The organism is Nocardia sp. NPDC051321 (genome assembly GCF_044455225.1).
Lineage (GTDB): Bacteria > Actinomycetota > Actinomycetes > Mycobacteriales > Mycobacteriaceae > Nocardia.
Genome location: NZ_JBITEM010000005.1, coordinates 243,958 through 266,802, shown reverse-complemented (window position 1 = coordinate 266,802; position 22,845 = coordinate 243,958). Strand labels below are relative to the sequence as shown.

The window sequence follows — 22,845 nt, the reverse complement described above, 5'->3', positions numbered from 1 at the left end:
GGCGGCGAGGCATTCCCTGTCCGAATACGACAGGCTCGGCAAGGAGGTACAGATGTCGTCTGGAGTGTTGATCATTGTGATCGTTCTGGTCGTCGTCGCGGCGTTGTTCGTCGCGTTATTGGTGTGGCCCATGGTGCGCAGGCAGCGGCTGCGCGGCAAGTTCGGACCCGAGTACGACCGGACGGTCGAGGAACACGACGACCGCCGGGCGGCCGAACGTGAACTGGCCGAACGGGAAAAGCGCCACGCCGAACTGGAACTGCGTGCGCTGACCCCGGAGCAGAAGCAGCTGTACACCGCGGAGTGGGTCGAGGTGCAGGAGCGGTTCATCGACGATCCGGCCGAGGCGCTGCAGGCCGCCGATCGGCTACTGACGACGGTGATGGGCCAACGCGGTTATCCCACCGAGAATTTCGACCAGCAGGTCGCCGATCTCTCCGTGGAACACGCGGCGCCGCTCGGCCACTATCGCGCCGCCCACGAGATCGCGACCAGGGCGACCGGCACCGAGGTATCCACCGAGGACCGGCGCACCGCCATCGTGCACTACCGAGAGCTGTTCCAGGACTTGCTCAATGGCGCGGGCGACGACAAGAAGACAGCTGACAAGAAGTCCGAGCACGACAAGAAAGCACTGTCATGAGTACCGAATACGAGCGCACCGTGCATTCCGATAAATCCACCGAAGGTATCCCGCTGAGCGAGCAGGAGGCGAGTTCGTCGTCCTGGCAGGGCGACACCGAGAGCGACCGGGTGGCAAGCGAATCGGAGACCGACGCGAGCACGACAGCGGCGGACACCGAATCCCAGCATGCGAGCACTACGGATTCGGATGTCGAACCGGAGGGTGCGAGCGCGACGGAGTACGGCGCGGAGGCGGAGCGCGCGACCACGGCGAACGCGGGCGGGGAGGGGGCCACCAAGGCGGACTTCGACGCGCAGCCCGCGGCGACGAGCACCGCTGACTACGACTACGACGCCCAACCGACCGCGGCCAGCGATGCCGACGACGGTGGTGTCTCCGCCGCGACCGAAGCGGACCAGAGCGCCGCGCCGGATCAGGTCACGCCCGCGACGCCGGAACGGTCGACCGCCACGGACAATGGTGCTGAGCGGCAACAGTCTTCGCTCGACGACGTCGGCGCCCCACTGTTCGCCGACACCGATCTCGACCAACTACGCACCAAATGGCGTGAGGTGCAGGGCACCTTCGTCGACAACCCCAGGGACGCGGTCACTCAGGCGGACCAGATCGTCACCGACATCATCTACCAGTTGACCACCGCCATCGCGGAGCGCAAGCGGGTGCTCGAGGAGCGGACTTCCGGTGTGCAGGACGCGGATACCGAGGAGCTGCGCCAGGCGCTACGCGGCTATCGGGGCTTCTTCCACCGGTTGCTGTCGATCGAGTCGTAAGCGGCCCTAGCGGAAGGCGTTGTCCATGAACTTGTTTCGATTGCCGACCGACCGGATCGACCAGCTGGCCGACTGGGTGTCCAAGCAGGTGAACGCGCGGGTCCCCGCGGCCGACCCGGCCGAACGGGATCCCGAATTCATCATCGACACCGTGGGTCCCGGCTGGTTGTTCGCGCGGCTGTACTTCCGCGCGGAGGTCAGGGGTCTCGACCGGATCCCGGCCGAGGGCCCGGTCCTGTTGGTCGGCAATCATTCCGGGGGCAACGTCTCACCGGAGGTCATGGTCGCCACGTTGGCCTTCGTGCGCCGGTTCGGTCCGCACCGCCCGTTCTTCCAGTTGGCGCACGACATGGTGATGGCCTATCCGGTCATCGGTACGTTGTTGCGCCGCTTCGGCACGGTCGGTGCGGACCCGGACAGCGCTCGTCAGGTACTCCGGGACGGGGCGGTGGTGCTGGTGTATCCCGGTGGTGACTGGGAGGTGCACCGCCCGACCTGGAAAGAGGACGAGATCGACTTCGCCGGGCGCACCGGATTTCTCCAATTGGCGTGGGACGAAAACGTTCCCATCGTGCCGATGGTCAACATGGGTGCCCAGCAGACCGCGTTGATGCTGTCGCGCGGGGACCGGCTGGCCCGGCTGCTGCGGTTGGATCAGATGTTGCGGCTCAAGGTGTTTCCCATCTCGCTCGCCTTGCCGTGGGGGCTCAATGTGGGCGATCTCGCCGGGCACATTCCGTTGCCGAGCAAGGTCACCGTCGAGTTCCTCGAGCCGATCGATCTGCGTGCCGAGCTGGGACCGGAGCTCGATCGGGAAGCGGCTTACGAGCACGTCACCGGCGTCATGCAGGAGGCACTGAGTGGCCTCGCGGACGAGCGTGGGCTGCCTATCGTCGGCTGATAAGCAGCGCAGGGCGGTGTTCAGCTCGTGCCGGGAAGGGCTTGTGCGACAAACATGTAGCTCTTCTCCTCGACCCGACGCGCGATCCGCCACTGGCCGTCGACGCGGGCGAACGTGTCCAGGTACCACAGCCCGCACAGCATCAGACTTGGCGGCCCGTCGCCGCCGGACAGCATCATCGGGTTGTGACACATCGTCCGTCCGGTGGCGGTGTCGCCGTCGATGGTGATCGAGGAATTGCTGATCAAGTGTTGGAACGCGGGGAAGTTCGGCAACATGGCGGCGAGGAATTTCTTCGTCGCCGCCACGTCGCCGGCCGAGCCGCCCATCGCGGTGTAATCGATGTGCGCGTCATCGGTGAAGATGTCGTCCAGCAGGTCCCACTGTCCGGTATCGACCGCGTGGGAATACCGGACCAGCAGGTCCTGGATCTCCAGGCGGTCCGAAATCTCCGGTAGGGACAGCATGTTTGCCTCCGAGTCGCGCCGATCTCCTCGGCGCTATGCCACCAGGCTCGAGCCCGGGAATCAATAGCCGAAGGCTCAGTGTCGCAGCGGTGGCGGAGGCGAGAGGGGGTTATGCCTTGTGCGGCAGGATGGTCAGTACGAGTGCGAGTCCGGCCGCGATGCTGGCGAACGCGAGGACCGTGGTGGTAGCAGACTGCGTAATAGCGGCGATGCCGATCGAAAAGGCAAGGCAGGTAGCGAATGCCAGTACCGCGGTCCCCGGCTCCACGCCGGCGATCCGGGCTGGTCGGTGATCCGTCGATGTCATACATCTCTCAATACCCACTCGGCGCCGTTACGAAACCGTGATTGTTGAATCGCAACGTCAGCGGCTTGTCCGTGCGCCGATCGTGGTTCACCACCTACCGGCGAAGCGCCCGCACGATCCAGATCGGCATCGGAATCCGCCCCTGAGCGTCGGCCACCGCGCCCGGGTACTGCGTCAAGAACTCGTGCGAGGACCCGGTCACCGCGAGCAGCTCTCCGGACGTCAGGTCGGTGACGTCCCAGCCGCCGGCGGCCAGCGTGTCACGAATGTTGCGCTCCGGCACGGGAAGCGGCGCAGGTACTCCACTGACCAACCCGTCGGAGAAACACAACATGCTCAACAACGCGCCGGGTTTCGTGGCGCGATGCAAGGCCGCGACGAACCGTACGCGCTGCTCATTGGTCAGACAGTGGTAGAGCGCGCAGTCCAGCACCGTGTCGAACCGGCCGTCGAACCCGTCGAGTCGAGTGGCATCGGCGACCGCGAACTCGACGTCAACCCCACCCGCCACCGCCCGCTTGCGGGCCAGCTCGACAGCACGCGCGGCGGCATCGATCGCAGTCACCCGGTAACCCCGTCGAGCCAGATAGATCGCGTTGTCCCCAAGGCCACAGCCCACATCGAGCACCGAACCGGATATCCTTCCCGCCTGCTCCAATGCGACAACAGCCGGTTGCGGCTCGCCGAGATCCCACGGCACGGTAGCGGTCGTATACAGGTCATCGAAGTCGAGAATCATGACCCCAGCTCACCGGACCGGCCGATCCGTCACCAGCTGGCTAGCTAGTCCTGGCTGATTCCGTCACCAACGGCAGCCAGATGATGGAATTCAGCGCCCTCAGAGCGGGAGGTTGGTGTTCAGGCGGATGGCGGCGATGAGGATCGCTGCGGATTGGATGGTGACCAGGCGGTGGATGGGAATGGGGTGGCCGGGGGCGTTGGTTTCGATGTCGGTGCACCACTTTTCGAAGATGGCGGCGAATTGGGCGCGCTCGGTGGCTATTTGGGTGGTGGCGTGCTGGCGGGCCGCTTCGTCCAACAGGCGTAGCAGCATGCCACCTGCCCGGAGCCGGGCGACGCCGACCCAGACGTAGTTTTCGATGAAGATTTCGCCGAGGGTCGCGGTGCGTGAGTCGGTGGCGGAGCGTTTGGCGGTGGCGTTTCCGCGTAGGGCTCGGACCGTGTCGATGAGTGCGCGTTCGAAGGGACTGCGGCCGGTCAGGCGATCGGCCAGTCGGTCGAGGACGCCGTGCACGATGTCGGCGATTTCCTCGTAAGCGGTTGCGGTGGAACACAAGACACTCGCCAGGGAGTGTCCGCTAGGGGTGTCGTCGGTAACCCGTGCGTCGACCCACATCGGCAATTCGCAGACCAGGAGGGCGGTTTCGTGGACGGCCGCGTAGTCGCGGATGCCCGCGCCGTACATCATCGCCAGTGGTTCGACGCCTTCGGCCGTCAGGGTTTCGGCTATCCGCTGGAACGTCGGAAGTTCGAAAACCCCTGGCGCCCAGGTTCTGGCGCCGGGCACGTCGGGTTCCCCTTCGTAGATCGGCACGCCCGCGGCAGTCAGCTCGTCGGTGAGTCCGGTCCAGTAGTCGCGATCGCCGCCGGTGGTGTAGAAGAAACCGCCGCCGAAATCGGCGTTGTGCAGCGACACGATCAGCGCCGGACGGGTGCGATCGATCAAGCCCATCAGTGCCCGAGTTTCTGGCAGGGGTGTGCCGACATCGTTGCCGCGCCAACGGGTCGGGAAGCACCACTCCGGCTGCTCGGCCGCGGGCGGACGATAGAAATTGCGCGCGACGCCGGTCCTGGTCCGCGCCTCGGCGAACCATCCCTCGTTGAGTCGCGTTCCGTCGGGATCGATACAGAGCACGAAATGCCAGGTGGCGCCCAAGCTTTGCGCGTCGTCCGCGGTCAGCCTGCCGAGCAGGTGGCGGATCGTCGCCATCCCGATGGGTTCGTTCGGATGCGGATTTCCGATAACAACCACCTGCCGTGTCCCCGACCCGACCCGCACCTCGCGAATCGGGTCGCCCCCGCGTGACCTGCCGATCTCGGCGACCGTCACCCGCTCCGGCACCGCCTCGGCCAACTTGTCGGCGAACTCACTCAATTCGTCCACCGTGGGAAACGAGTCGATCCGCTCGACAACACCGACGATCTTGTTCACATCATCCGCCACCGCAACCTTCATCCTCCGCCCTCATCAATAGTGGGCGCGGCGCGCGGGCTACGGGCCAGTTTGGGCCCAGCAGAAGGGATCCCGCAGGATTGGCATACCTCCTGACATCCGATGACCGAACCAATTATCCGCCGGGGTTCCTGGCTTGCGAGTTACAGCGTTACCACGACCTTGCCGTGGACATGGCGCCCGGCCTGAAGTGTCACAGCATCGCGGATCTGCTCGATCGGAAAGGTCGCGGCGATCGGCACGGTGATCCCGCCGGCCAGGATCGCGTCGGTGATGCCTTGGTGCGCATCAGGGCTCGCGTCGAAGCCGCCGGTCGCGCGCACTCCACCGGGCGGGTTGGGCCCGGCGGCGATCGTGCAGATCCGCTCGGGAGGTACGCCGAGCGCGAGCGCGGTCTCCGCCGTCTCGGTGCCGAACAGGTCGGTTGCCGCGGTCACGCCGCCGGGCGCCATGGTCCGTACGCGGTCCGCCAGTCCGGGGCCGTATGCCACGGGCTCGGCACCGAACTGCCGCAGGAACTCGAACGTGCTCGCCCCGGCGGTCCCGATCACCCTGGCGCCTGCGAGCTTCGCGAGCTGTACGACGAACACCCCAACGCCACCGGCGGCACCGCCGACCAGGACGGTGTCGCTGGGCCGCAGGTCGATCGCCGCCACCGCGGCGGCGGCGGTCATGCCTGCCACCGGAAGCGTGGCCGCCAGCTGGTCACTGATGCCCTCCGGCGTATGCCAGAGCGGCTCGGTCGCCCCGCCGGGCGCCTTGACCACCACGAAATCCGTGACGGCTCTGCCGAGCGCTCCGCCGTATACGCGGTCGCCCACCGCGAAACCCGTGACGCCGCCGTCGATCTCGTCCACCACGCCGGCGAAGTCGTAACCGAAGCCCGCGGGCAGGGCAATGCCGAATTGCGCCGCCAATTCGGGCCGTGCGGCAATACCCCAGTCCATGGGATTCAGCCCGGCGGCCGTCACGCGGACGCGGACCTCACCCGGGCCCGCGTGCGGTTCCGGCACCTCGCGCACCTCCAATACCTCGGGACCGCCGAACGTCTCGTAGATAACAGCTCTCATGGTGGCCTCCGATAAGTGATGGGACTTGGTCCTGTCACCATACACGGAGTGACGGGACCAAGTGCCGTACGCTGTTCGCATGGCCCGCTGGCAGCCCAACGCATCGGAGCGACTTGTTGTCGCCGCCCTCGAGCTGTTCGAGGAGCGCGGTTATGACGACACGACGGTCGTCGAGATCGCCGAGCGGGCCGGGCTCACCAAGAGCACCTTCTTCCGGCACTTCCCGGATAAGCGAGAGGTGCTCTTCGGCGGGGGCACGATGGACGGACTGGTCGTCGACGGGATAACCGCGGCGCCTGCTGCGGCAGGCCCGCTCGAAGCTGTGGCGCATGCACTGGACTTCATCGGGCGGGAAGCGTTCCCACTCGATCGTCGCGAGTTCAGCGCGCGGCGGTCGGCGGTGATCGCCGCCAGCCCGGAACTGCGGGAACGCGAGGCGCTGAAGGGGATTCGCCTCACCGCATTGATCATCGACGCGCTCGAACGCCGCGGTGTGCCCGCCCTGACCTCCCGCGTGGCCGCGGAGCTCGGCGCGCTCGCCTGGCAGATCGCCTTCGAGCGCTGGCGCGACCCGGCCAACGGCGACGAGTTCGGCGAACTCGCCCGGCGAGCACTCCGCGAAGTGCAAGCAGCCAGTACCTTGTGCTGACAGGTAATCAAGCCAGCAGGGCCAATTGGCGCCCGGAGTGCTAGCGGGGGACGCCGAACGAGGGTGGCGCGTCGGCTTCGGCGGTGCCGAACTCCAGGCCGGGCTGGGCACCCATGGTGAAGTCGAGGCGGCCGCCGGACAGCGCGAAGGATTCGGGCAGCCACGCCTTGGTGGTGTTCTCGCCGTTTACCTGCAACGACTGAATGTACGGGGCGGCATCGTCGAGCTCGGGGGCGCTGATGGTGAACTGCTCGCCGGACGAACGCCGGATCTCCGCCCTCGTGAATGCCGGGCTGTGCACGAAAAGCTCAGCGCGGCCGGGGATTACGGGGTAGATGCCGAGTGAAGCCCAGACATACCAGGCCGACATGGTGCCGAGATCGTCGTTGCCGACCAGACCGTTCGGCGTCGGGCCGAACAGTTCGGTGCGGGCGCGGCGGACCACGTCCTGGGTGCGGCCGGGCAGTCCCGCCCAGGCGTAGAGCCACGGCGTTTGCAGCGTCGGTTCGTTGCCGAGATAGGCGAAGGGCGCATGCGGGCCCGCGTTCAACTGGGTGAAGAAGGTGTCCAGCCGCCCGGCCGCCTTGGCCCGGCCGCCCATCAGGTCGAAGAGGCCGCGGACGTCCTGGAAGGTCATCCAATGGTATTGCGCGCCATTGCCTTCCACGTATCCGTCGGTTCCCGACGGGTCGTATAGGAGGGCGAAGAAGCCCTCGGCCGAGCGCGGTTGCAGCCAGCCGGTCAGCGGGTTGTACAGATGCTGCCAGCCGTGTGCGCTGCGCAGGAACTTATCGCTGACCGCGCGGTTACCGAGCCGCTGCGCCAACTGGGAGATACCGAAGTCGGCGATGTTGTACTCGAGCGTGTCGGACACCTGGCCGGGCACCCAGCCGAGGCGCTGATATTCGTCGTTGGCCGGTCGTTCGGTGTAGCCGGCCTTCTCACCGACGCGTTCGGCGCCCGCGACCATCGAATCGAGCGCGCCCTCGGCGTCGAAATCGTTGGCGCCGAACGCGTACGCGGTGGCCACGACCGAGTGGTACGGGTCGCCGTTCATCACCCCGGTGATGGTGTTCTGATGCGACCAGCGGTCCCACACGTCGCCGAGGACGTGCGCGTTGTCGTACATCGACTGGGCGATGTCGGAGGCCACGTCGGGTGCCAGCCAGGCGAGCAGCTGGGCCTCGCTGCGGTAGATGTCCCAGCCGGAGAAGGTGGCGTAATAGTGGTGTGCGGGTTGCCCGGGGGCCGCGGGACGCACCTGGTGGGTCTGGCCGTCGAAGCCGGTGTAGCGGCCGTCGACGTCGTCGAAGATGTACGGCTGCAGGAACACGTGGTAGAGCGCGGAATAGAAGGTGCGCAACCGATCCTGGTCGCCGCCGTTCACCTGGACCTGATCGAGCCTGCGCCGCCACGCGTCGCGCGCGTCCACCCGGACGGTGTCGAAATCTTTCGCGCCGATCTCGGCGGCGAGATTCCGGCAGGCGCCGTCGATGCTGACATAGGACAGGCCGGTGCGCATCTGTACCGGCTGCGCCGAGTCGAATTGCAAGAAGGCGCCGGTGCCGAGGCCGTTGCTCGCGATATCGCCGGAATTCGTGCGTCGCGTCGGTGCCGCGCCGCGGGTGGTGGTCGTGCCGGGCTTGATGACATCGTCCTTCCAGATGCCCGACGCCGTGATCGGGCGGTCGAAGGTGGCGTGGAAGTAGACGCGGTATCGGGTGCGCGCTCCACAGAATCCGCCGGTCAGCGCCCAGCCGGACACGGTGTTGCCGTCGATGGTGATCTCGGCGTCGTCGACCCCGTTCACCGAGCCGGTGACATCGAGCAGCAGCGTGCCCGGCTTGCTCTGCGGAAAGGTGAAGCGGGCGACGCCTGCCCTGGTCGACGTGGTCAGTTCGGTCTGCACGCCGGAGTCGGTGGTGACGCGGTAGTAGCCCGGGTTGGCCTGCTCGTTCGCGTGATCGAAGGTCTGCAGGTACCCCGCGCCGTCGACGGCCGGTGACCGGCCGATGATCCCGGATATCGGGAGCACCGGAAAGTCCTGTGCGCCAGTGCAACCGGGGCCGGAGATGTGCGTCATCGAGAACCCGTAGATCCGGTTGTCCTCGTATTTGTAACCACCACCCGCCGTGCGCACCGTATCCGGGCTCCACTGCATCATCCCGAATGGCGCGACCGCGCCGGGAAACGTCATCCCCGCCCCGCCGCCGTGCCCGAAATCGGGCCCACCGTCCTGCGTTCCGACGAACGGATTCACATACCTACTGGAATCGCCCACCGTCTCAGCGTGCGCCACAACGGGAATCAAGGGAAGCAACAATGGCACAACGATGCCGACAAGCCGGCGACGCGACATACCTCTCCTCGACGAGCGTGGCGACAACGTTGCCTCTGTGCCTGCCCATCCTGGCAGCCCTCGGCGTGCCTCGACCCTTCGACACGCCGCTGATCAGCACGTTTGTGGTTTCGTGCCGACGGAGATGGACGCAGATCGCTGCCTACGCCGGGTAGCCGACCAGCTTTCGGGGTTTCGAGATCGCGAGCGCGAGTCTGCACGCTCAGCGTGCATTGCGGTGGCCGTCTCCCGGTCGGTCGATCGGCCTGCCGTGTTTTGCGGCCGCGTGGCCGGTTATGCGGCAGGAGTACAAGATCGGGCCCGCGGGCTGGATCACGCCGGGCCGGATCGGAGGTATTGATGATGGGTACGGGGGAGTCACTGGCACTGGCTTCGGCGGTGTTCTTCGGTACGACGCACTTTCTCAGCGCACTGCTCGCTCGTCGTGCCGACGCCACCGCCGTGGCGTTATACGCGCAGGTCGGCGGCTGCGTGCTGATTCTGGCTGCCGCGCCGCTTGTTCCAGCGCACGACGTCACCGCGTCCGCGCTGGCATGGGGTGTGTTATCCGGCCTCGGGACCGGGCTCGGCGTCACCTTCTTGTACCGCGGGGTAAGCGGTGGCCGGTTGAGTGTGGTGGTTCCGCTGAGCGATGTCGGCGCGCTGATGTTGCCGGTGCTGGTCGGCGTCGTGCTGCTCGGCGAGCGGCCGTCACTGCTGAGCTGGGCGGGCATAGCCGTCGCCATGCCCGCGCTGTGGCTGGTCTCGCGGTCGCCCGGCGACGCGGACGGCGAGGGGCGTTTCGGCAACGGCAGCGTCGACGGCCTGATCGCGGGGGTCGGATTCGCCCTGCAATTCGTCGCACTGGCCAGGGTGGACTCGGCAGCGGGGCTCTGGCCGCTGGTCGCCAGCCGGTTCGCCTCGGTGGTCGCGATCATGCCGCTCGCGTTGGGTGCGCACGCGTCACTGCGGCTGCGTCCCAGACTATTGCTCGGTGCGTTCGGCACCGGTGCGCTCGGTACGGTGGCCATCGCGCTCTACACCTGGGCCACCTGGCAACAGTTGCTCGCGATCGCCGTGGTGTTGGCCGCGCTCTACCCTGCTATTCCAGTCGTGCTGGGGCTCACCGTGTTACGCGAACGCGTTTCGCGCGCTCAGGTGCTCGGGCTCGTTCTCGCGGCGGGTTCCATCGCGGGTATCGCGCTCGCTTGAGGATCACTGGCCGAGATTGATCTCGTTGTCGCGCAAGGTGTCTCGCAGGTCGTCGAGCCTGAGGATTTGATGGATCCAGGTCGGTCCGGTGGGTTGTCGCAGTATCGCCGCGCGCACAGCCGCCGCGGCGACTACGGCGGTTGCTTTGGACTGGCCGCGACCGGCGGCCCAGCGTGCCGAGCCGTTCGATGCGCGCGCGAGCACGACCCATTTATCGCTGCCCGGCATCCGTTTCGGTGCCAGTGCCCGCAGTGCGGGTGCTCTGGTGAGCATGCTGAGTCCGAGCGTGGCCAGGCGTGTGTCCATGCGGAGATACGTACGGACCGGGACACCGAAGTCGCGGGTGAGTCGGTGCTGGTCGGCGAAATCGGCGCGCACGGCCGAGGCCGATTGATAGCCGGAATCCTCCGGCACCTCGAAATGCCTTGGGCTGGTGAAGTTTCGGACGGAAGTGCCGTTGGGATCGGAAAAGTGTTTTCCCAGTAGGCCATAGGTCCACGCGGCCGCGGCGTCGCCGTGGCGTTCGCCGGATCCCAAGCCGATCATGATGTCGATCGGGCTGCGGTGACTGGACCAGGCGTCGACGGCAAGCAGGGTGGTCAGGCCAGGTGCCAGCCCGACGCCGAGCACAACCGGCCCAGCGACGTCTTCCAAACTTCGTACATATTCGCTGGTGGCGGAGATGTCGAGGAACGGGATCCCGCGCCCGGCGCACACCTCGGCCAGCCGAATGTCCTCGGCGCCCGCGCAATTGAGCACCGCGGCGACGCCGTCCAGCGCGGACTCGAAACCGGCTACGTCGGACAGGTCGAGCAGCGCGTCCGCGCGCGCCCTGTCCCGCCCGGCGGCCAGCACCGGCAGTCCGTCCGCCCGGAGCAATCGCACGGCGTGCCCGCCGACCGCTCCGTATCCTCCCAGCACCAGCACATTCATCGGGACCCCCTCCGGATATAGTTGCACCGCAAGGACATCCGCGTCCCGCGTGCGCACTGCCACCCTAGTGAAGCCCCGGCGGAAGTGGGGCCCTGTCTGCCCGTTTTCGTGGGCGCGATCGGGGGTAGCGCTATTGTATGGACCTTTCGGAATGTTTCGAATGGCAGGGTCGGCGGATCGCGTGGGGGAGCATCGGGCGGGGACCGGCGGTCGTGTTCTGCCACGGGACGCCGTTCTCGTCGGTGCTGTGGCACCCGTTCGCTGAGGCTTTGAGCGGCGATTTCACTGTTTATGTGTGGGACATGCCTGGATACGGCCGATCGTCCAAGCGGCCCGAGGATGCCGTCGACTTCGGTAGCCAGGCGGCGGCGTTCGCCGCGTTGCTCGAGCATTGGGGACTCGACCGTCCGCACGTCATCGCGCACGACTTCGGCGGGGCCGTGTCGTTGCGGACGCTTCTGGTCGAGGGCGTGCCGTATCGATCGCTGATGCTCATCGACGTCGTTGCCATCCCGCCGAGTGGATCACCATTCTTCCGGTTCGTGCAGGAACATCCCGAGCTGCTCGGGCAGCTGCCGGCTTACATTCACGCCGCGATCGTGCGGGCTTATATCCAGGCAGCGAGTCACCGCGGTCTGCGCTCGGACGATCTCGAGACACTGGTCGCCCCTTGGACAGGGGACGACGGCCAGCCCGCCTTCTACCGCCAGATAGCCGCCTACGACGAACGTTTCCTGCGGGAGAACGAGCAGCGACTCGGCCGGATAGACATCCCGGTCCGGGTGCTGTGGGGCAGCGAGGACACCTGGATCCCCGCTGCCCAAGCCCGCAGGCTGACCGATCTCATTCCCGGCGCGACGCTCCGGTTGGTCGGGGATTCGGGGCATCTGATGCATTACGACGCCCCGATTCCGCTGACCGATGAGATCAGGAACTGGCTCAGCCGAGACTGATCAGAGCAACCACGGGTTCATCGAGCAGACCGGCGCGGGATGGGTGGCCGGATTGAGCGCGCGCAGCGCCAGGGAGACCGCGCGAGGGGAGTAGAGCATCGAGTTGTGGTCGGAGATGTCCTGCACGCATCCGTCCTGCAGGAGGACATCGTCGACCGTCGCGCCGGGACCCGCCGCGAGGTAGGTGCGGGTGAACGGGCTGGACACCTCGTCGTAGCGGTCGGCGACGATGGTGTACTCGACGCCGGACATCGTGTCGCCGCCCTCGTTGAGCCGGGTGAGCACCGGCGATCCGATGAGCTGCTGGATGCCCGCGTGACCGATGAGCGCCTCGGTCGGGGTCGAAAGGTCAAGTCCTATCGTGTTTTTGAACACGTCGAGGAGATTGCCGAGGCCGCTGAGCGTGGTGCCGTGGTTGGTGGCGCCGTAAGTGATGAGCTTCTTCACCTTGTTCGCCGCGGGGTCGCCGGCGTTCGCGCCGCCCTCGAATTTCAGGTACTGGCGTGCCACTACGCCGCCCTGGGAGTGACCGATCATGTCGACCTGTCCGGTGCCGGTGGCCGCGAGGACTCGATCGACGAAGGTGGCAAGCTGCTTCGCGGAGTCCTCGATGTAGCCGGTGGCGCCGATGGTCGGCTGGTTGAGTCCGGCGCCCGCGACATTGGCGCGGCCGTAGTTGAAGGTGAAGACGCAGTAGCCCGCCTTGGCGAGTTGCGGGGACATGTACGAGTAGGCCCCGAAGGCACTGGCCCAGGTCCCGTGCACCAGCACGACCGGGCGCGGGTGCGCGTCATCGGGCTTGCACGCCCAGTCGTTGGACCCCTGCGGCGCGACGTCCGGATTGACGAGTCCATAGGCGAAGGCCGCGGCCTCGTCCGTCAGCACCGGACCATATCCGACGGTGTCGGCCGAATGCGTTTCCGAAACCGGACCCGGATCCCCAACGGCCACCGCGGCATTGAGCCCTAAACCGACAATCGCGGCTGCCATGATCGCCGCGACCGAGCGCGACGAACGGAGGATGCTTCTCATTTGCTGATTCCTAGGAAGATGGTGCTTTGGGCACAGGCGTGTGGAGGTGAATAGAAACTGGTCGTACGACCAGTTGGAGGAAGACTAAAGCAAATTCGCTAGAAATTAGCCGTGACCACTTTCACGCTGATTCGCTCGTCTTGAGCCGTCCGCAAACCACGGCCGGTCGACATGCGAATCACCACACATCGCCGAACTGGCCCTAACCCACAGTTCACCCAACGTTCCACCAGTTCAGCACTGTCGAACGCACCTCGTTGCGCACCCCCGCCCCGACCGCCCGCCACCGCCAAAGACCCGAACCCAACTCGGGATCCGCACTCGAAATACGGCCCTAAAGTGAGGATCCCGAGTTGGGGTGCGGATTCGGCCGCTAGCGGTGTGGTTGCGGGATTGTGAGCTGCTAGCCACGCCTGCCGGTCGCGGTTGATGCGGTGTCGGTGGTCGTGCCGCGGCTAGTGCCGAAGATCCGCATTGTCTCTCGGGATCTGCACTTGGAATAGGGCCCTGAAGTCGGGTCCCGAGTTAGGGTGCGGATTCTGCCCCGAGCGGGGCGAGGGGTCAGCTGGCGCGGTGGTGGATTGGGCGGACACCGGCGAGGGCGCGTAAGGCGTCGGCGCGGGAGATGGGTTGGTCGTCGGCTAGGGCGGCGAGTTCGACGGCGAGCCAGTCGCGGATGAGTTCGCTCATGGTGATGCCGCGGGATTGGGCTTCGGCTTTGATGGATTGATCCATGTCGAGGGGGATGCGCAGGGATCGCACCACCATGATGTCCTCGCCGGGCGCCATCGGGGGTGGTACGTCGGCCTCGCGCACCGGTGCGTCGTCGAAGACGAGGCTGTCCATCAACTCGTCCACACCTCGGGGGGTGGCGGGGAAGTCGTTGTCGCCCATCACTGGTTCTCCTGTTCCCACTTTTCGAACTCGGTTACCTGCTCCGGGCTCATCGTTCGGGCGGCGACGATCTGCCATTGCCAGGGTTCGGCCTGGCGCAGGCCGACGATCAGCGGGCGACCCGCGGCCGTGCGGCCCCAGATCGTCAGCATCTCCATGCCCGCAGTGCCGCGTCCACGCCGTGGCCATCGTCGCTGCTTGGTCAGCACCTGCATCACCTCGTTCGGAGAGATCCCGATGAGCATGTCCAACGCCCAATCAGGCCACTCGAAACCCACATCGGCCATAATACGCGTGTATTACGCCTGGTGGCTACAGGTGGCCCCCGGAAAACCCTGCTGCGTTCCGGTCGATCGCGCTGGTACAAGTGGATGCGTGATCTACGTCGACGTTCCGCTTACCGAGGATATTCGGGCTGCTGTCGCGGCTGAATGGGGATACCAGGGCGACGGTGTGCGCCTGTATGGCGGTGAGGAGTCCGCCGCGTATCGGCTCGGCGAGGTGGTCGTGCGGATCGGGGCGGTGCGTCGCGACCCGGCGGAAGTGGAGTGGTGCAACGGGATTGCCGTTGCCGCTGCCAGTACGGTGCCGGAGGCCGTTGCGCCGCTGCCGCGCGCGAATGGGGCGACGGTCGAGGTGGTGGCGGGTCGTCCGATCACCGTGTGGCCGCTGATCGAGGGGCAGTGGGCAAGTAGTGCGGATCCGGTGCAGGTTGCCGAGGCGGCCGGGCTGCTGGCGCGGGTACACCGTGCGTTGGCCGACTATCGGCCGTCCCCGCGACCCAAGAAGTCGTTCCTGGAGATCGGGCTCGACGGTACGCCGTCGGCGGAATTGCCCGACCCCGACTTGGACCGTTGGCTGGCCGAGTTCAGCAAGTCCGTGCGCGCACAACCGCTGCACGGTGACTACTACGAGGGCAATCTGCTGGCCAGGGACGGACACGTCACCGCCGTGCTCGACTGGGACGAGGCGCTGATCGGCCCGCCGGAGGTCGAACTGGCCTCCGCCGCATTGGAATTCGCCGACGTGCTGGGGCGTGATCTGACCGGCGCGCGCCAGTTCACCGACGCCTATCACGCCGAAGGCGGCACGGCCGGGTGCCTGGACGACACCGCGCTCGCGCAGCTGATGCGGCACCGGTTGCGCAGGGAGGCAGTGTATTTCGGCATCGCAGTCGGCCGTGGCGTTCAACACGACGCGGACGACCTGGCGTACCATCGACAGCGAATGGACACCTTCCGCCTGCTCCGGCCGTAAACGCATCGCGGAGCAGTCAAAACTCCAACATTCAACGGTTATCGACGTATCCGGAGAACCGACCGCCAATTATGTAGGGGCGGTAAGAGTTCCGGATTTTCCCCACTTCTGCTGGGGAGCTTCGAGTGGGTATAGACGTCTTACAGTGAGATCTGTCCGATCCGCCCATTGTGAGGCATCCCATGTACAAGAAATTAGCCACTTTCGGTGCTGCCCTATTCGCGCTTGCTATTCCGATGGCCGGCTCGCCGGCATCTGGAGTGCCGTTGCCCGATTGGAACGGCCCCGTTCCGCCGGACAAGATTGTCATCGACGTCGCGACCGTCAATGGCACCGGTTGTCCGGCGGGAACCGCGGCCGTCGCGGTCTCACCCGACAACACGGCCTTCACGGTCACCTACAGCCAGTACACCGCGAAGGTGGGAATCGGAGCCGGCCCGACCGACTTCCGGATGAACTGCCAGCTCAACCTGAAAGTGCATGTCCCACAGGGCTTCACCTATGGCATCGCGTCGGCGGATTACCGTGGATTCGCCTCCCTGGCGAAGGGTGCGACTTCACTGGAGCGGGCCAGGTACTACTTCCAGGGCAATTCACCGACCGACTTCGCCGATCACACGCTCAAGGGCCCATTCGGCGACGATTGGCAGAATACCGACTCCACCGAGGTCGGGGCGATCGTTTACCAGCCGTGCGGCGAGTCCCGCAATTTCAACATCAATACTCAATTGCGCGTCGACGCAGGCACGTCCGACCCGAAAAAGACCACCAGCTTCATCACGATGGACTCCACGGACGGAAGTATCACCACCACTTATCACTTCGCATGGAAGTCGTGCCCTTAGTGAAATACGCCTGAGAGTGTCAATTCCTGAATCAGCATGGTGATCGGTGGGCGATCAGCATGCCGACGCGAATTCGACCGCTATCCGCAGAGGCATCTCCGGATAGCGGTCTCCGCTGCCCGTTCCAGCGCCGGGTGGCATGGTGGCCCGTCGGCGCGCAAGGATGGGCGGTATGCGTGATCGGATGGAGTTGATCGGCGGCATCGAGAAGCGGGAGATCCGCCTTGTCGGTTACTGCCCTGCCTGGCCGGAGCGGTTCGAGGAGGAGCGTGGCCGCATCGGTGCCGCGCTCGGCGATGTCGCCCGTCGCATCGACCACATCGGCTCGACGGCTGTGCCGGGTCTTGTGGCAAAGCCGATCATCGATATCGACCTCAGCGTGCCCGATGTCGAAGATGAGGGTGCTTACCTCGAACCGCTACTAACCGCGGGCTATCGACTTCGCGTGCGTGAGCCGGGGCATCGAATGGTGCGAACGCCGGAACGGGATGTGCACGTGCACATTTGCACGGTCGGCAGCGATTGGGAACGTCGCCACCTGCTGTTCCGCGACTGGCTTCGACACGACGCCCGGGACCGAGCGGCCTATGGGCGGCTGAAACAGCAACTAGCGCAGCGAGACTGGCCTGATACGAACGCTTACGCAGATGCCAAGGGGCCGTTGATCATCGAGATCACCGGACGGGCAGAAGCGTGGGCCCAGGCGGCCGGCTGGACACCGGGTGATTGAATCGCGATATGGACAAGGTTGACGCTGTCCTAGTGCGCTCCCTCTTGATCGAGCAGCACCCGGACTTGGCCGAGCTCGACCTGCGACCGGTAGCCGGCGGGTGGGATAATCAAATGTGGCGTCTCGGTGCGGAATTGGCGGTTCGGCTGCCTCGTACCGAGCGGGCGCCGGGCTTGCTGGACAAGGAACGGCGATGGCTGCCGATGCTGGCCGAGCGCCTTCCGCTGCCGATCCCGACACCGTTGCGGTTCGGCGAAGCGTCGGACCACTTTCCACGGCCGTGGACCATTGCGCGATGGGTTCCCGGAGAGCCGAGTGACCGGGCGACGATCAGGCGCGGCGACCACGCGGCGGACGCTTTGGCAGGCTTCCTCGGTGTGCTGCACCAGGAGGCGCCTGCCGATGCGCCGGTGAATCCGAGTCGGGGGGTTGCGCTCGAGACGTGCGATGTCGGCGCGCAGTTCGACGCCGCCATCCCGGACAGAATCGCCGACGACGTCCAACGGGTATGGGACGCAGCCGTTTCGGCTCCCCAGTGGGACGGGCCGCCGGTGTGGCTGCACGGTGACCTGCATCCGGCGAACGTCGTGGTCTCGAACGGCACGCTCGCGGGCGTGATCGACTTCGGTGAGCTCTGCGCAGGCGACCCGGCCACCGATCTCTCGGCCGCATGGCTGGTGCTGCCCGCGGGCGCGGCCGAGCGATTCTTCGACACTTACGCGAACGCCGACGCCGCGACGATCCAGCGCGCGCGAGGGTGGGCGGTCCTGCGTGCCGCTGGGCTGATGAGCATCGGCCTGGCCTGGCAACGCGGGCTTCCCGGTGGTCAGCCGACTTGGGGAAAAGCGGGTCGGGCGGCACTTGACCGCGTGCTGGCTGATCGTTAGGACCCTGACGTCATTGGCAATTGGTTCGGGCGGTGTGCGGTCGGTGGGACGTCGGGTCGGGTTTGCCAGGGATGTGGGCCGTCGAGTGGGCGGTATTCGACGCCGAGGGCGTCCAGACGGGGGAGATGGTGGTCGCGTAGGCGGGGGAGGAACTCGGCGTAGTCGCGATCGGCTGGGCTCCAGGCGAGTTCGGCGATGGCGCACAGGCGGGGGAAGGCGGCGTAGTCGACTCGGCGCACCGAATCCAGGTGCTCGCTCCAGAGTTGGGCTTGGAGACCGATGACTCGTGGACCGTCACAGGTGGGCTCGTAGCTGTACACGTCTTCGAGGGTGCGCAGGTAGCCGACGGGGATCGGTTCGTCGGGATGATCGGATTGGCGGTGGTCGAGGTAGAAGTGGTCTTCCGGGCACAGCACCACGTCGTGGCCTGCCGCCGCCGCTCGGCCGGCGGCGGTCGCTTCGCGCCACGCGGCGATCACCATGGGCGGTAGCGGGCCCGCGTCGAGCACCTCGTCCCAACCGAACGCTCGGCGTCCCCGGGTGGCGAGATATGCGGCGAGGTCGGCGACGAGACGGCCGTGTTCTGGTGTCGCGCCGGGAACTTCGTCGCCGCCGATGCCGATGACCTCCGACGGGAAGACGGCCAGCACATGGTCGAAGACTCGGCGCAAGAAGTCGAGTGTGTCGGGTGTGGGATTCAGCAGTGAGGTGCTGATGCCCCAGGACGTCCATACGTCCCAGGGGTTTTCGGACTCGGGGCCGAGTTCGGGGTAGGCCGCGATCGCGGCGCGCGCATGGCCGGGGACATCGATCTCCGGTACCACGGTGATAGAACGATCGCCCGCGTACGCGACGATCTCCCGAAGGTCGTCGGTGGTGTAGAAGCCGCCGTGCGGTCGGCCGTCGCGTTCGGGGCCGTCGTGCCGCCCGACCATCGATCCGGTGCGCCACGAAGCGATTTCGGTCAGCTTCGGGAAGTCGGGGACTTCGATGCGCCAGCCCTGGTCGTCGGTCAGGTGCAGGTGCAGCACGTTGAGTTTGTGCGCCGACAGCAGGTCGATGAACCGCAGCACCTCCGCTTTGGTGCGAAAGTTCCGCGCCACGTCGAGCAGGCAACCGCGCCAACGGAATCGGGGGCTGTCCTCGATCACACCACACGGCACGACAACCTGGTGAGTGTCGATGATCGCGGCGCGCAACGCGTTCGGGCCGGCGAGTTGGCGCAGCGTCTGCTGCGCGTGGGTCTGCCCGGCCCGATCCGCCGCGGTGAGCGTGATCCCGTTCGGTGTGATCTCCAGCCGGTAGCCCTCGGGCGGCAGGTCCGGGTCGATGCGGACGTCGAGTTCGGTGGGCCATGCGCAAACGCCGGGCGCCGGGGTCGCCGAAACGGGCCGGGGGAGCAGAGTATCGAAACCTGGCATGTCAGCCTTTCACCGCTCCACCGAGGCCGGAGACGAGCTTGCGTTGCACGAGCACGAACAGCACGAGCGCCGGAATGGTCATCAGCGTCGAGGCCGCCATCACCGCGCCCCAATCGGTGTCTTCTGGTTTGAAGAACACCAGGATCGCCTGCGGCAGTGTCTGATTCTCGGTCTTGGAGATGATGAACGTCTTCGCGAACAGGAAGTCGTTCCAGGCGTGGATGAACGACAGCACACTGACCGACACCAGCCCCGGCGCCACCAGTGGCAGCAGGATCTGCCACGCGAACCGAAGTCGGCTCGCCCCATCGAGTTTCGCCGCCTCTTCCAACTCGAGTGGCACCGCCGCGACGAACCCGCGCAGTAGCCAGATAGCCAGTGGCAGGCTGAACACCAGATCTACCAGCATGATCGAACCGAGTTCGTTGAGCCCCAACGCCGGAACGGTGCCGCCGATCGAGCGCATCAGGAAGAACAGCGGAATCGTCAGCGCTTCAACGGGAACCATCTGCGCCACCAGGATCATCACCAGCAGCACGGTCCGGCCACGGAACCGGAAGCGGGCCAACGCCACCGCGGACAGGAAAGAGAGCAGCAGCGAAAACAGCACGACCACAACAGCGATCAGCAGGCTGTTGAGAAAGAACCGGCCGAAACCGTTCATCGAAAGCACCCGGGTGAAACTGTCCAGACTGGGCGCCAAGGTCCACAGTTTCGGTTCGGCCGACTGAATCTCGCCCGCCGGCTTGAGCGCCGAGAGCACCATCCAGTACAGCGGGAACGCCACGAATCCGGCGATCACCACCGTCACCGCCTCGGCGAGCAGCCTGCCGGGCTTGCGTGGGGCGCGCAGCATCGGTTTCACTGCCATGGGGTGCTCCTGCGCTGGGACCGGACATAGAGTCCGGTGATCGACAACAGCAACAGCGTCATCAGGACTCCGATCGCTGAGCCGAGCCCGTATTCCTGCCCGGCGAAGGCCTTTTGGTAGGCGTAGACATTGAGCACCAGGTTGCGCCCGGCGACGCCGCCACCATTGGTCATGACGTAGATCTGGGTGAACACCTTGAAGTCCCAGATGATCGACTGGATCGTCGCGATCAGCAGCAGCGGCCGCAACATCGGCAGGATCACCGAGCGGGCCGACCGCCACACCGAGGCGCCGTCCAGCGCGGCGGCCTCGAGCACCTCTTCGGGGATCGCCTTGATACCCGCGTACATGGTCACCATGACGAACGGGAACGAACACCAGATCACCTCGGCGGCAACCAGTCCGAACGCGCTGAGGGTGCCGAAGGTCCACGAGTGCCCGTCCATCGAACGGAACCCGAGGCCCGAGAGCGCCTCGTTCACCACACCGAAGTCGGTGTCGAACAGGAAAAGCCAGACGTACGAACCCGCCATGGCTGGTGTCGCCCATGCGCCGAGTGCGGCGAGGAACAACAACATTCGGGGGAGTGCGCGGACTCGGGTGGCGAGCACGGCCAGCGCCGTGCCGACCACCAGCCCGCCAACCACGCAGACCGCGCCGAATACGAAGGTGTTTGCGAGTACCGTCCAGAACTGGCTGTCCGACAGGAGTTCTCGATAGTTACCCAGGCCGATGAACGCCAACGGCGCCGCGCCGGTGGCCTGCGGCTGGCCGTAGTCGTAGAACGAGATCAGCACGATCTGATAGATCGGATAGATCAGCACGGCGGCCAGCAGGATCCCCGCCGGGGCCAGGTACAGCCACGCGGTGATCGTGTCTCGGCTGAGGCGCCGCGGTTTCGGCGACGGCCGCGGGGCCGCGGTGGTGACCGGTAGTTCTCGAATTGCCATGCCTGCCTACCTGAATGCCTTGTTCATGGCGGCGGCCGCCGCGTTCAACGCCACCGAGGGCTCCTTGGCGCCGGTGGCGATCTGCTGCACCGCCGTCGGCAGCAGATTCTGGCTGTCGATCTTCGACCACGCCGGTGTGCTCGGCACGAACTTCGTACCGGCCCTGAGCGACTCGACGAACGGCGTCAGGAACGCGTCGTTCGCCGCGAGCTTGTGCTGCACGCTCGACAGCGTCGGCAGGTTCCCCATCGCCACGTACATCTTTTCCTGATACTTTGCGCTGCCGAGCAATTCGACGAAGTCGACGGAAAGGCCGCGCCGCTGGCTCGCGCGGAAGACGCCGAGCAGGTTGCCGCCCGCGAAGGCCGGTGCGATGGAGCCTGTTTCGGTGCCGGGCAGCGGGATCACCGCGTATTTGCCCTTCGAAGCACCCTGGTCCATGGCCTTGCGGCTGAAGTCGCCACCGATCGTCATCGCGGCCTTGCCGCCCGCGAAGGCCTGCACGCTCTGGGTTCCGGTGAAGTCGGCGCACTGCGCGGGCGGGCAGATGTCGTCGTGGATCAGCTCCGCGTAGCGGGTGATCCCCGCCTTCGCCCGGTCCGAGTTGACCGTGGCGTTCCACATCGTGCCGTCGTTCTCGGCCAGCTCGCCGCCGTGGGCCCACAGGAACGGCAGCATCGCGTAGGTGTATTTGCCGCCGACCGAAATCCCGTACAGGTCCGGCTTTTTCGCGTGGATGCGGCGGGCTGTGTCGGTGAGTTCGGCCAGGGTGGCCGGTGGCCGCAGGCCCAGTTCCGTGAAGACGTCGGTGCGGTAGTAGAGCGCGCGGATGCCCGTGTACCAGGGCAGCCCGTAGACCTTGCCGCCGGATTTCGCGGTTTCCAGGACCGACGGGTCGATATCCTTGCCCTCCGGCCAGGCCGCGAGGTCGGCCCCCATGTCGGCGAACGCGCCCGTGACGGCGTAACCGGCTAGGTCGGTGTTGCCGAACTCGGCAAGATCGGGTGCGCTGGCCGGATCGTTGAAGGCGCCCGCGAACTTCTCCGCTCTTGCGGCGACCGGCACCCACTGCACGTCGACGTCGACATTCGGCCGGGTCGCCTTGAACTCGGCGATCGCCTCGTTGATCACCGCTTCCTTCGGGGCGCGAGTCGCCTCGTCGAAAAGCCAGACCCGGATGGTGCCGGTCTTCTCGTCGCCACCCGAGCCGGCCGGACCGGACTGCACCGGCGCGCACCCGGCGAGCAGGAACAGTGCGGCTCCGAGCGTCAGTGCGCGTCGCACGGCCCCGCCCGGCCGGAATTCACGGTGCAGCATCAAAGTCCCATTCATTGCATATAATGCAACGTGTATTGCGTTGCGTGCCACAATGTTTAGCATCAAGCGGGGTCACATTCAATAGGCAAATGTGATGCGGGTCGCAGAAGCGTGTGGGTGCCCATGGCGGGCTCGATGAGATTGCGTGCTGGCGTCGGTTGCGGTGATGGCGGCGTCCGACTGTCGGTTCGGGTTGACCCG

The 22,845-nt window shown here is 66.2% G+C and carries 24 protein-coding genes; 10 read left to right on the top strand and 14 right to left on the bottom strand.

Annotated features, from left to right (window positions below; translation table 11 throughout):
* Nucleotides 1–52 precede the first annotated feature (52 nt).
* Genes ACIA8C_RS13480 through ACIA8C_RS13470 form a run of 3 tightly spaced genes read left to right on the top strand, consistent with a single transcriptional unit; the run spans nt 53 to nt 2,317 of the window.
* Complete coding sequence (locus ACIA8C_RS13480; protein WP_397134260.1) at nt 53–643, top strand: hypothetical protein; 591 nt, start codon at nt 53–55, stop codon at nt 641–643.
* Nucleotides 640–1,416, top strand: a complete 777-nt coding sequence (locus ACIA8C_RS13475) for a hypothetical protein (protein WP_397134258.1) — start codon at nt 640–642, stop codon at nt 1,414–1,416. The genes ACIA8C_RS13480 and ACIA8C_RS13475 overlap by 4 nt, the downstream gene beginning before the upstream one ends.
* Before the next feature lie 25 nt (nt 1,417–1,441).
* Nucleotides 1,442–2,317, top strand: coding sequence for a lysophospholipid acyltransferase family protein (locus ACIA8C_RS13470; RefSeq protein WP_397134256.1), 876 nt, complete (start codon nt 1,442–1,444; stop codon nt 2,315–2,317).
* A gap of 20 nt (nt 2,318–2,337) precedes the next feature.
* On the opposite strand, the gene ACIA8C_RS13465 is transcribed toward ACIA8C_RS13470, so the two are convergent.
* The 5 genes from ACIA8C_RS13465 to ACIA8C_RS13445 all read right to left on the bottom strand — a co-directional run bounded on the left by ACIA8C_RS13465 (nt 2,338) and on the right by ACIA8C_RS13445 (nt 6,355).
* The gene (locus ACIA8C_RS13465) at nt 2,338–2,784 is read right to left on the bottom strand and encodes a nuclear transport factor 2 family protein (RefSeq protein WP_397134254.1); all 447 of its coding nucleotides are present in this window, start codon (nt 2,782–2,784) and stop codon (nt 2,338–2,340) included.
* Between the two features lie 109 nt (nt 2,785–2,893).
* Nucleotides 2,894–3,091 carry a hypothetical protein gene (locus tag ACIA8C_RS13460; RefSeq protein WP_397134252.1) on the bottom strand — a complete coding sequence of 66 codons (198 nt, stop codon included), beginning with the start codon at nt 3,089–3,091 and terminating at the stop codon, nt 2,894–2,896.
* A 94-nt stretch (nt 3,092–3,185) separates the two neighbouring features.
* Nucleotides 3,186–3,830, bottom strand: a complete 645-nt coding sequence (locus ACIA8C_RS13455) for a class I SAM-dependent methyltransferase (protein ID WP_397134250.1) — start codon at nt 3,828–3,830, stop codon at nt 3,186–3,188.
* A gap of 99 nt (nt 3,831–3,929) precedes the next feature.
* Nucleotides 3,930–5,276, bottom strand: a complete 1,347-nt coding sequence (locus ACIA8C_RS13450) for a M14 family zinc carboxypeptidase (RefSeq protein WP_397134248.1) — start codon at nt 5,274–5,276, stop codon at nt 3,930–3,932.
* 152 nt (nt 5,277–5,428) lie between these two features.
* Entirely contained in the window at nt 5,429–6,355 is a 927-nt protein-coding gene (locus ACIA8C_RS13445) for an NADP-dependent oxidoreductase (RefSeq protein WP_397134246.1), read from the bottom strand.
* A gap of 79 nt (nt 6,356–6,434) precedes the next feature.
* Between ACIA8C_RS13445 and ACIA8C_RS13440 the strand changes: the two genes are divergently transcribed.
* Complete coding sequence (locus tag ACIA8C_RS13440; RefSeq protein WP_397134244.1) at nt 6,435–7,004, top strand: TetR/AcrR family transcriptional regulator; 570 nt, start codon at nt 6,435–6,437, stop codon at nt 7,002–7,004.
* Nucleotides 7,005–7,044: 40 nt separating this feature from the next.
* Here the strand turns inward: ACIA8C_RS13440 and ACIA8C_RS13435 are convergent, their stop codons facing one another.
* Complete coding sequence (locus tag ACIA8C_RS13435) at nt 7,045–9,363, bottom strand: GH92 family glycosyl hydrolase (protein ID WP_397134243.1); 2,319 nt, start codon at nt 9,361–9,363, stop codon at nt 7,045–7,047.
* A 339-nt stretch (nt 9,364–9,702) separates the two neighbouring features.
* Here ACIA8C_RS13435 and ACIA8C_RS13430 point away from each other — a divergent pair, with 339 nt between their 5' ends.
* Nucleotides 9,703–10,554, top strand: coding sequence for an EamA family transporter (locus ACIA8C_RS13430; protein WP_397134241.1), 852 nt, complete (start codon nt 9,703–9,705; stop codon nt 10,552–10,554).
* A 3-nt stretch (nt 10,555–10,557) separates the two neighbouring features.
* Here ACIA8C_RS13430 and ACIA8C_RS13425 read toward each other — a convergent pair whose 3' ends face one another.
* Complete coding sequence (locus ACIA8C_RS13425) at nt 10,558–11,487, bottom strand: hypothetical protein (protein WP_397134239.1); 930 nt, start codon at nt 11,485–11,487, stop codon at nt 10,558–10,560.
* Between the two features lie 137 nt (nt 11,488–11,624).
* On the opposite strand from ACIA8C_RS13425, the gene ACIA8C_RS13420 reads away from it, so the two are divergent.
* Entirely contained in the window at nt 11,625–12,440 is an 816-nt protein-coding gene (locus ACIA8C_RS13420) for an alpha/beta fold hydrolase (RefSeq protein ID WP_397134237.1), read from the top strand.
* On the opposite strand, the gene ACIA8C_RS13415 is transcribed toward ACIA8C_RS13420, so the two are convergent.
* The 3 genes from ACIA8C_RS13415 to ACIA8C_RS13405 form a co-directional block, all read right to left on the bottom strand.
* Complete coding sequence (locus ACIA8C_RS13415; protein ID WP_397134235.1) at nt 12,441–13,472, bottom strand: esterase/lipase family protein; 1,032 nt, start codon at nt 13,470–13,472, stop codon at nt 12,441–12,443.
* 561 nt (nt 13,473–14,033) lie between these two features.
* A complete protein-coding gene (locus tag ACIA8C_RS13410; RefSeq protein ID WP_397134233.1) occupies nt 14,034–14,366 on the bottom strand; it encodes a hypothetical protein in 333 nt (110 codons plus the stop codon).
* Complete coding sequence (locus ACIA8C_RS13405) at nt 14,366–14,653, bottom strand: hypothetical protein (RefSeq protein WP_397134231.1); 288 nt, start codon at nt 14,651–14,653, stop codon at nt 14,366–14,368. Before ACIA8C_RS13405 ends, ACIA8C_RS13410 begins: the two co-directional genes overlap by 1 nt.
* 88 nt (nt 14,654–14,741) lie before the next feature.
* On the opposite strand from ACIA8C_RS13405, the gene ACIA8C_RS13400 reads away from it, so the two are divergent.
* The 4 genes from ACIA8C_RS13400 (at nt 14,742) to ACIA8C_RS13385 (ending at nt 18,085) form a co-directional block, all read left to right on the top strand.
* On the top strand, nt 14,742–15,623 hold the full coding sequence (locus ACIA8C_RS13400) for a phosphotransferase enzyme family protein (protein WP_397134229.1): 882 nt from the start codon (nt 14,742–14,744) through the stop codon (nt 15,621–15,623).
* 236 nt (nt 15,624–15,859) lie between these two features.
* A complete protein-coding gene (locus ACIA8C_RS13395) occupies nt 15,860–16,468 on the top strand; it encodes a DUF4360 domain-containing protein (RefSeq protein WP_397134227.1) in 609 nt (202 codons plus the stop codon).
* Nucleotides 16,469–16,640: 172 nt separating this feature from the next.
* A complete protein-coding gene (locus tag ACIA8C_RS13390; protein WP_397134225.1) occupies nt 16,641–17,198 on the top strand; it encodes a GrpB family protein in 558 nt (185 codons plus the stop codon).
* A gap of 8 nt (nt 17,199–17,206) precedes the next feature.
* Entirely contained in the window at nt 17,207–18,085 is an 879-nt protein-coding gene (locus ACIA8C_RS13385) for an aminoglycoside phosphotransferase family protein (RefSeq protein WP_397134223.1), read from the top strand.
* Here ACIA8C_RS13385 and ACIA8C_RS13380 read toward each other — a convergent pair.
* Genes ACIA8C_RS13380 through ACIA8C_RS13365 form a run of 4 tightly spaced genes read right to left on the bottom strand, consistent with a single transcriptional unit; the run spans nt 18,082 to nt 22,695 of the window.
* Complete coding sequence (locus ACIA8C_RS13380; protein WP_397134221.1) at nt 18,082–19,506, bottom strand: beta-N-acetylhexosaminidase; 1,425 nt, start codon at nt 19,504–19,506, stop codon at nt 18,082–18,084. The genes ACIA8C_RS13385 and ACIA8C_RS13380 overlap by 4 nt on opposite strands.
* A 1-nt stretch (nt 19,507) precedes the next feature.
* The gene (locus tag ACIA8C_RS13375; RefSeq protein ID WP_397134219.1) at nt 19,508–20,377 is read right to left on the bottom strand and encodes a carbohydrate ABC transporter permease; all 870 of its coding nucleotides are present in this window, start codon (nt 20,375–20,377) and stop codon (nt 19,508–19,510) included.
* The gene (locus ACIA8C_RS13370) at nt 20,368–21,327 is read right to left on the bottom strand and encodes a carbohydrate ABC transporter permease (RefSeq protein WP_397134217.1); all 960 of its coding nucleotides are present in this window, start codon (nt 21,325–21,327) and stop codon (nt 20,368–20,370) included. Before ACIA8C_RS13370 ends, ACIA8C_RS13375 begins: the two co-directional genes overlap by 10 nt.
* 6 nt (nt 21,328–21,333) lie before the next feature.
* Nucleotides 21,334–22,695, bottom strand: coding sequence for an extracellular solute-binding protein (locus ACIA8C_RS13365; protein WP_397134215.1), 1,362 nt, complete (start codon nt 22,693–22,695; stop codon nt 21,334–21,336).
* Nucleotides 22,696–22,845 lie beyond the last annotated feature (150 nt).

Bases quoted from the DNA above. Each gene is read 5' to 3' on its own strand.
- ACIA8C_RS13445 (WP_397134246.1), bottom strand. From the start codon at position 6,355: ATGAGAGCTGTTATCTACGAGACGTTCGGCGGTCCCGAGGTATTGGAG.
- ACIA8C_RS13440 (WP_397134244.1), top strand. From the start codon at position 6,435: ATGGCCCGCTGGCAGCCCAACGCATCGGAGCGACTTGTTGTCGCCGCC.
- ACIA8C_RS13470 (WP_397134256.1), top strand. From the start codon at position 1,442: ATGAACTTGTTTCGATTGCCGACCGACCGGATCGACCAGCTGGCCGAC.
- ACIA8C_RS13455 (WP_397134250.1), bottom strand. From the start codon at position 3,830: ATGATTCTCGACTTCGATGACCTGTATACGACCGCTACCGTGCCGTGG.
- ACIA8C_RS13390 (WP_397134225.1), top strand. From the start codon at position 16,641: ATGCGTGATCGGATGGAGTTGATCGGCGGCATCGAGAAGCGGGAGATC.
- ACIA8C_RS13475 (WP_397134258.1), top strand. From the start codon at position 640: ATGAGTACCGAATACGAGCGCACCGTGCATTCCGATAAATCCACCGAA.
- ACIA8C_RS13425 (WP_397134239.1), bottom strand. From the start codon at position 11,487: ATGAATGTGCTGGTGCTGGGAGGATACGGAGCGGTCGGCGGGCACGCC.
- ACIA8C_RS13395 (WP_397134227.1), top strand. From the start codon at position 15,860: ATGGCCGGCTCGCCGGCATCTGGAGTGCCGTTGCCCGATTGGAACGGC.
- ACIA8C_RS13420 (WP_397134237.1), top strand. From the start codon at position 11,625: ATGGACCTTTCGGAATGTTTCGAATGGCAGGGTCGGCGGATCGCGTGG.
- ACIA8C_RS13380 (WP_397134221.1), bottom strand. From the start codon at position 19,506: ATGCCAGGTTTCGATACTCTGCTCCCCCGGCCCGTTTCGGCGACCCCG.
- ACIA8C_RS13435 (WP_397134243.1), bottom strand. From the start codon at position 9,363: ATGTCGCGTCGCCGGCTTGTCGGCATCGTTGTGCCATTGTTGCTTCCC.
- ACIA8C_RS13430 (WP_397134241.1), top strand. From the start codon at position 9,703: ATGATGGGTACGGGGGAGTCACTGGCACTGGCTTCGGCGGTGTTCTTC.
- ACIA8C_RS13460 (WP_397134252.1), bottom strand. From the start codon at position 3,091: ATGACATCGACGGATCACCGACCAGCCCGGATCGCCGGCGTGGAGCCG.
- ACIA8C_RS13370 (WP_397134217.1), bottom strand. From the start codon at position 21,327: ATGGCAATTCGAGAACTACCGGTCACCACCGCGGCCCCGCGGCCGTCG.
- ACIA8C_RS13480 (WP_397134260.1), top strand. From the start codon at position 53: ATGTCGTCTGGAGTGTTGATCATTGTGATCGTTCTGGTCGTCGTCGCG.
- ACIA8C_RS13410 (WP_397134233.1), bottom strand. From the start codon at position 14,366: ATGGGCGACAACGACTTCCCCGCCACCCCCCGAGGTGTGGACGAGTTG.
- ACIA8C_RS13375 (WP_397134219.1), bottom strand. From the start codon at position 20,377: ATGGCAGTGAAACCGATGCTGCGCGCCCCACGCAAGCCCGGCAGGCTG.
- ACIA8C_RS13415 (WP_397134235.1), bottom strand. From the start codon at position 13,472: ATGAGAAGCATCCTCCGTTCGTCGCGCTCGGTCGCGGCGATCATGGCA.
- ACIA8C_RS13385 (WP_397134223.1), top strand. From the start codon at position 17,207: ATGGACAAGGTTGACGCTGTCCTAGTGCGCTCCCTCTTGATCGAGCAG.
- ACIA8C_RS13465 (WP_397134254.1), bottom strand. From the start codon at position 2,784: ATGCTGTCCCTACCGGAGATTTCGGACCGCCTGGAGATCCAGGACCTG.
- ACIA8C_RS13405 (WP_397134231.1), bottom strand. From the start codon at position 14,653: ATGGCCGATGTGGGTTTCGAGTGGCCTGATTGGGCGTTGGACATGCTC.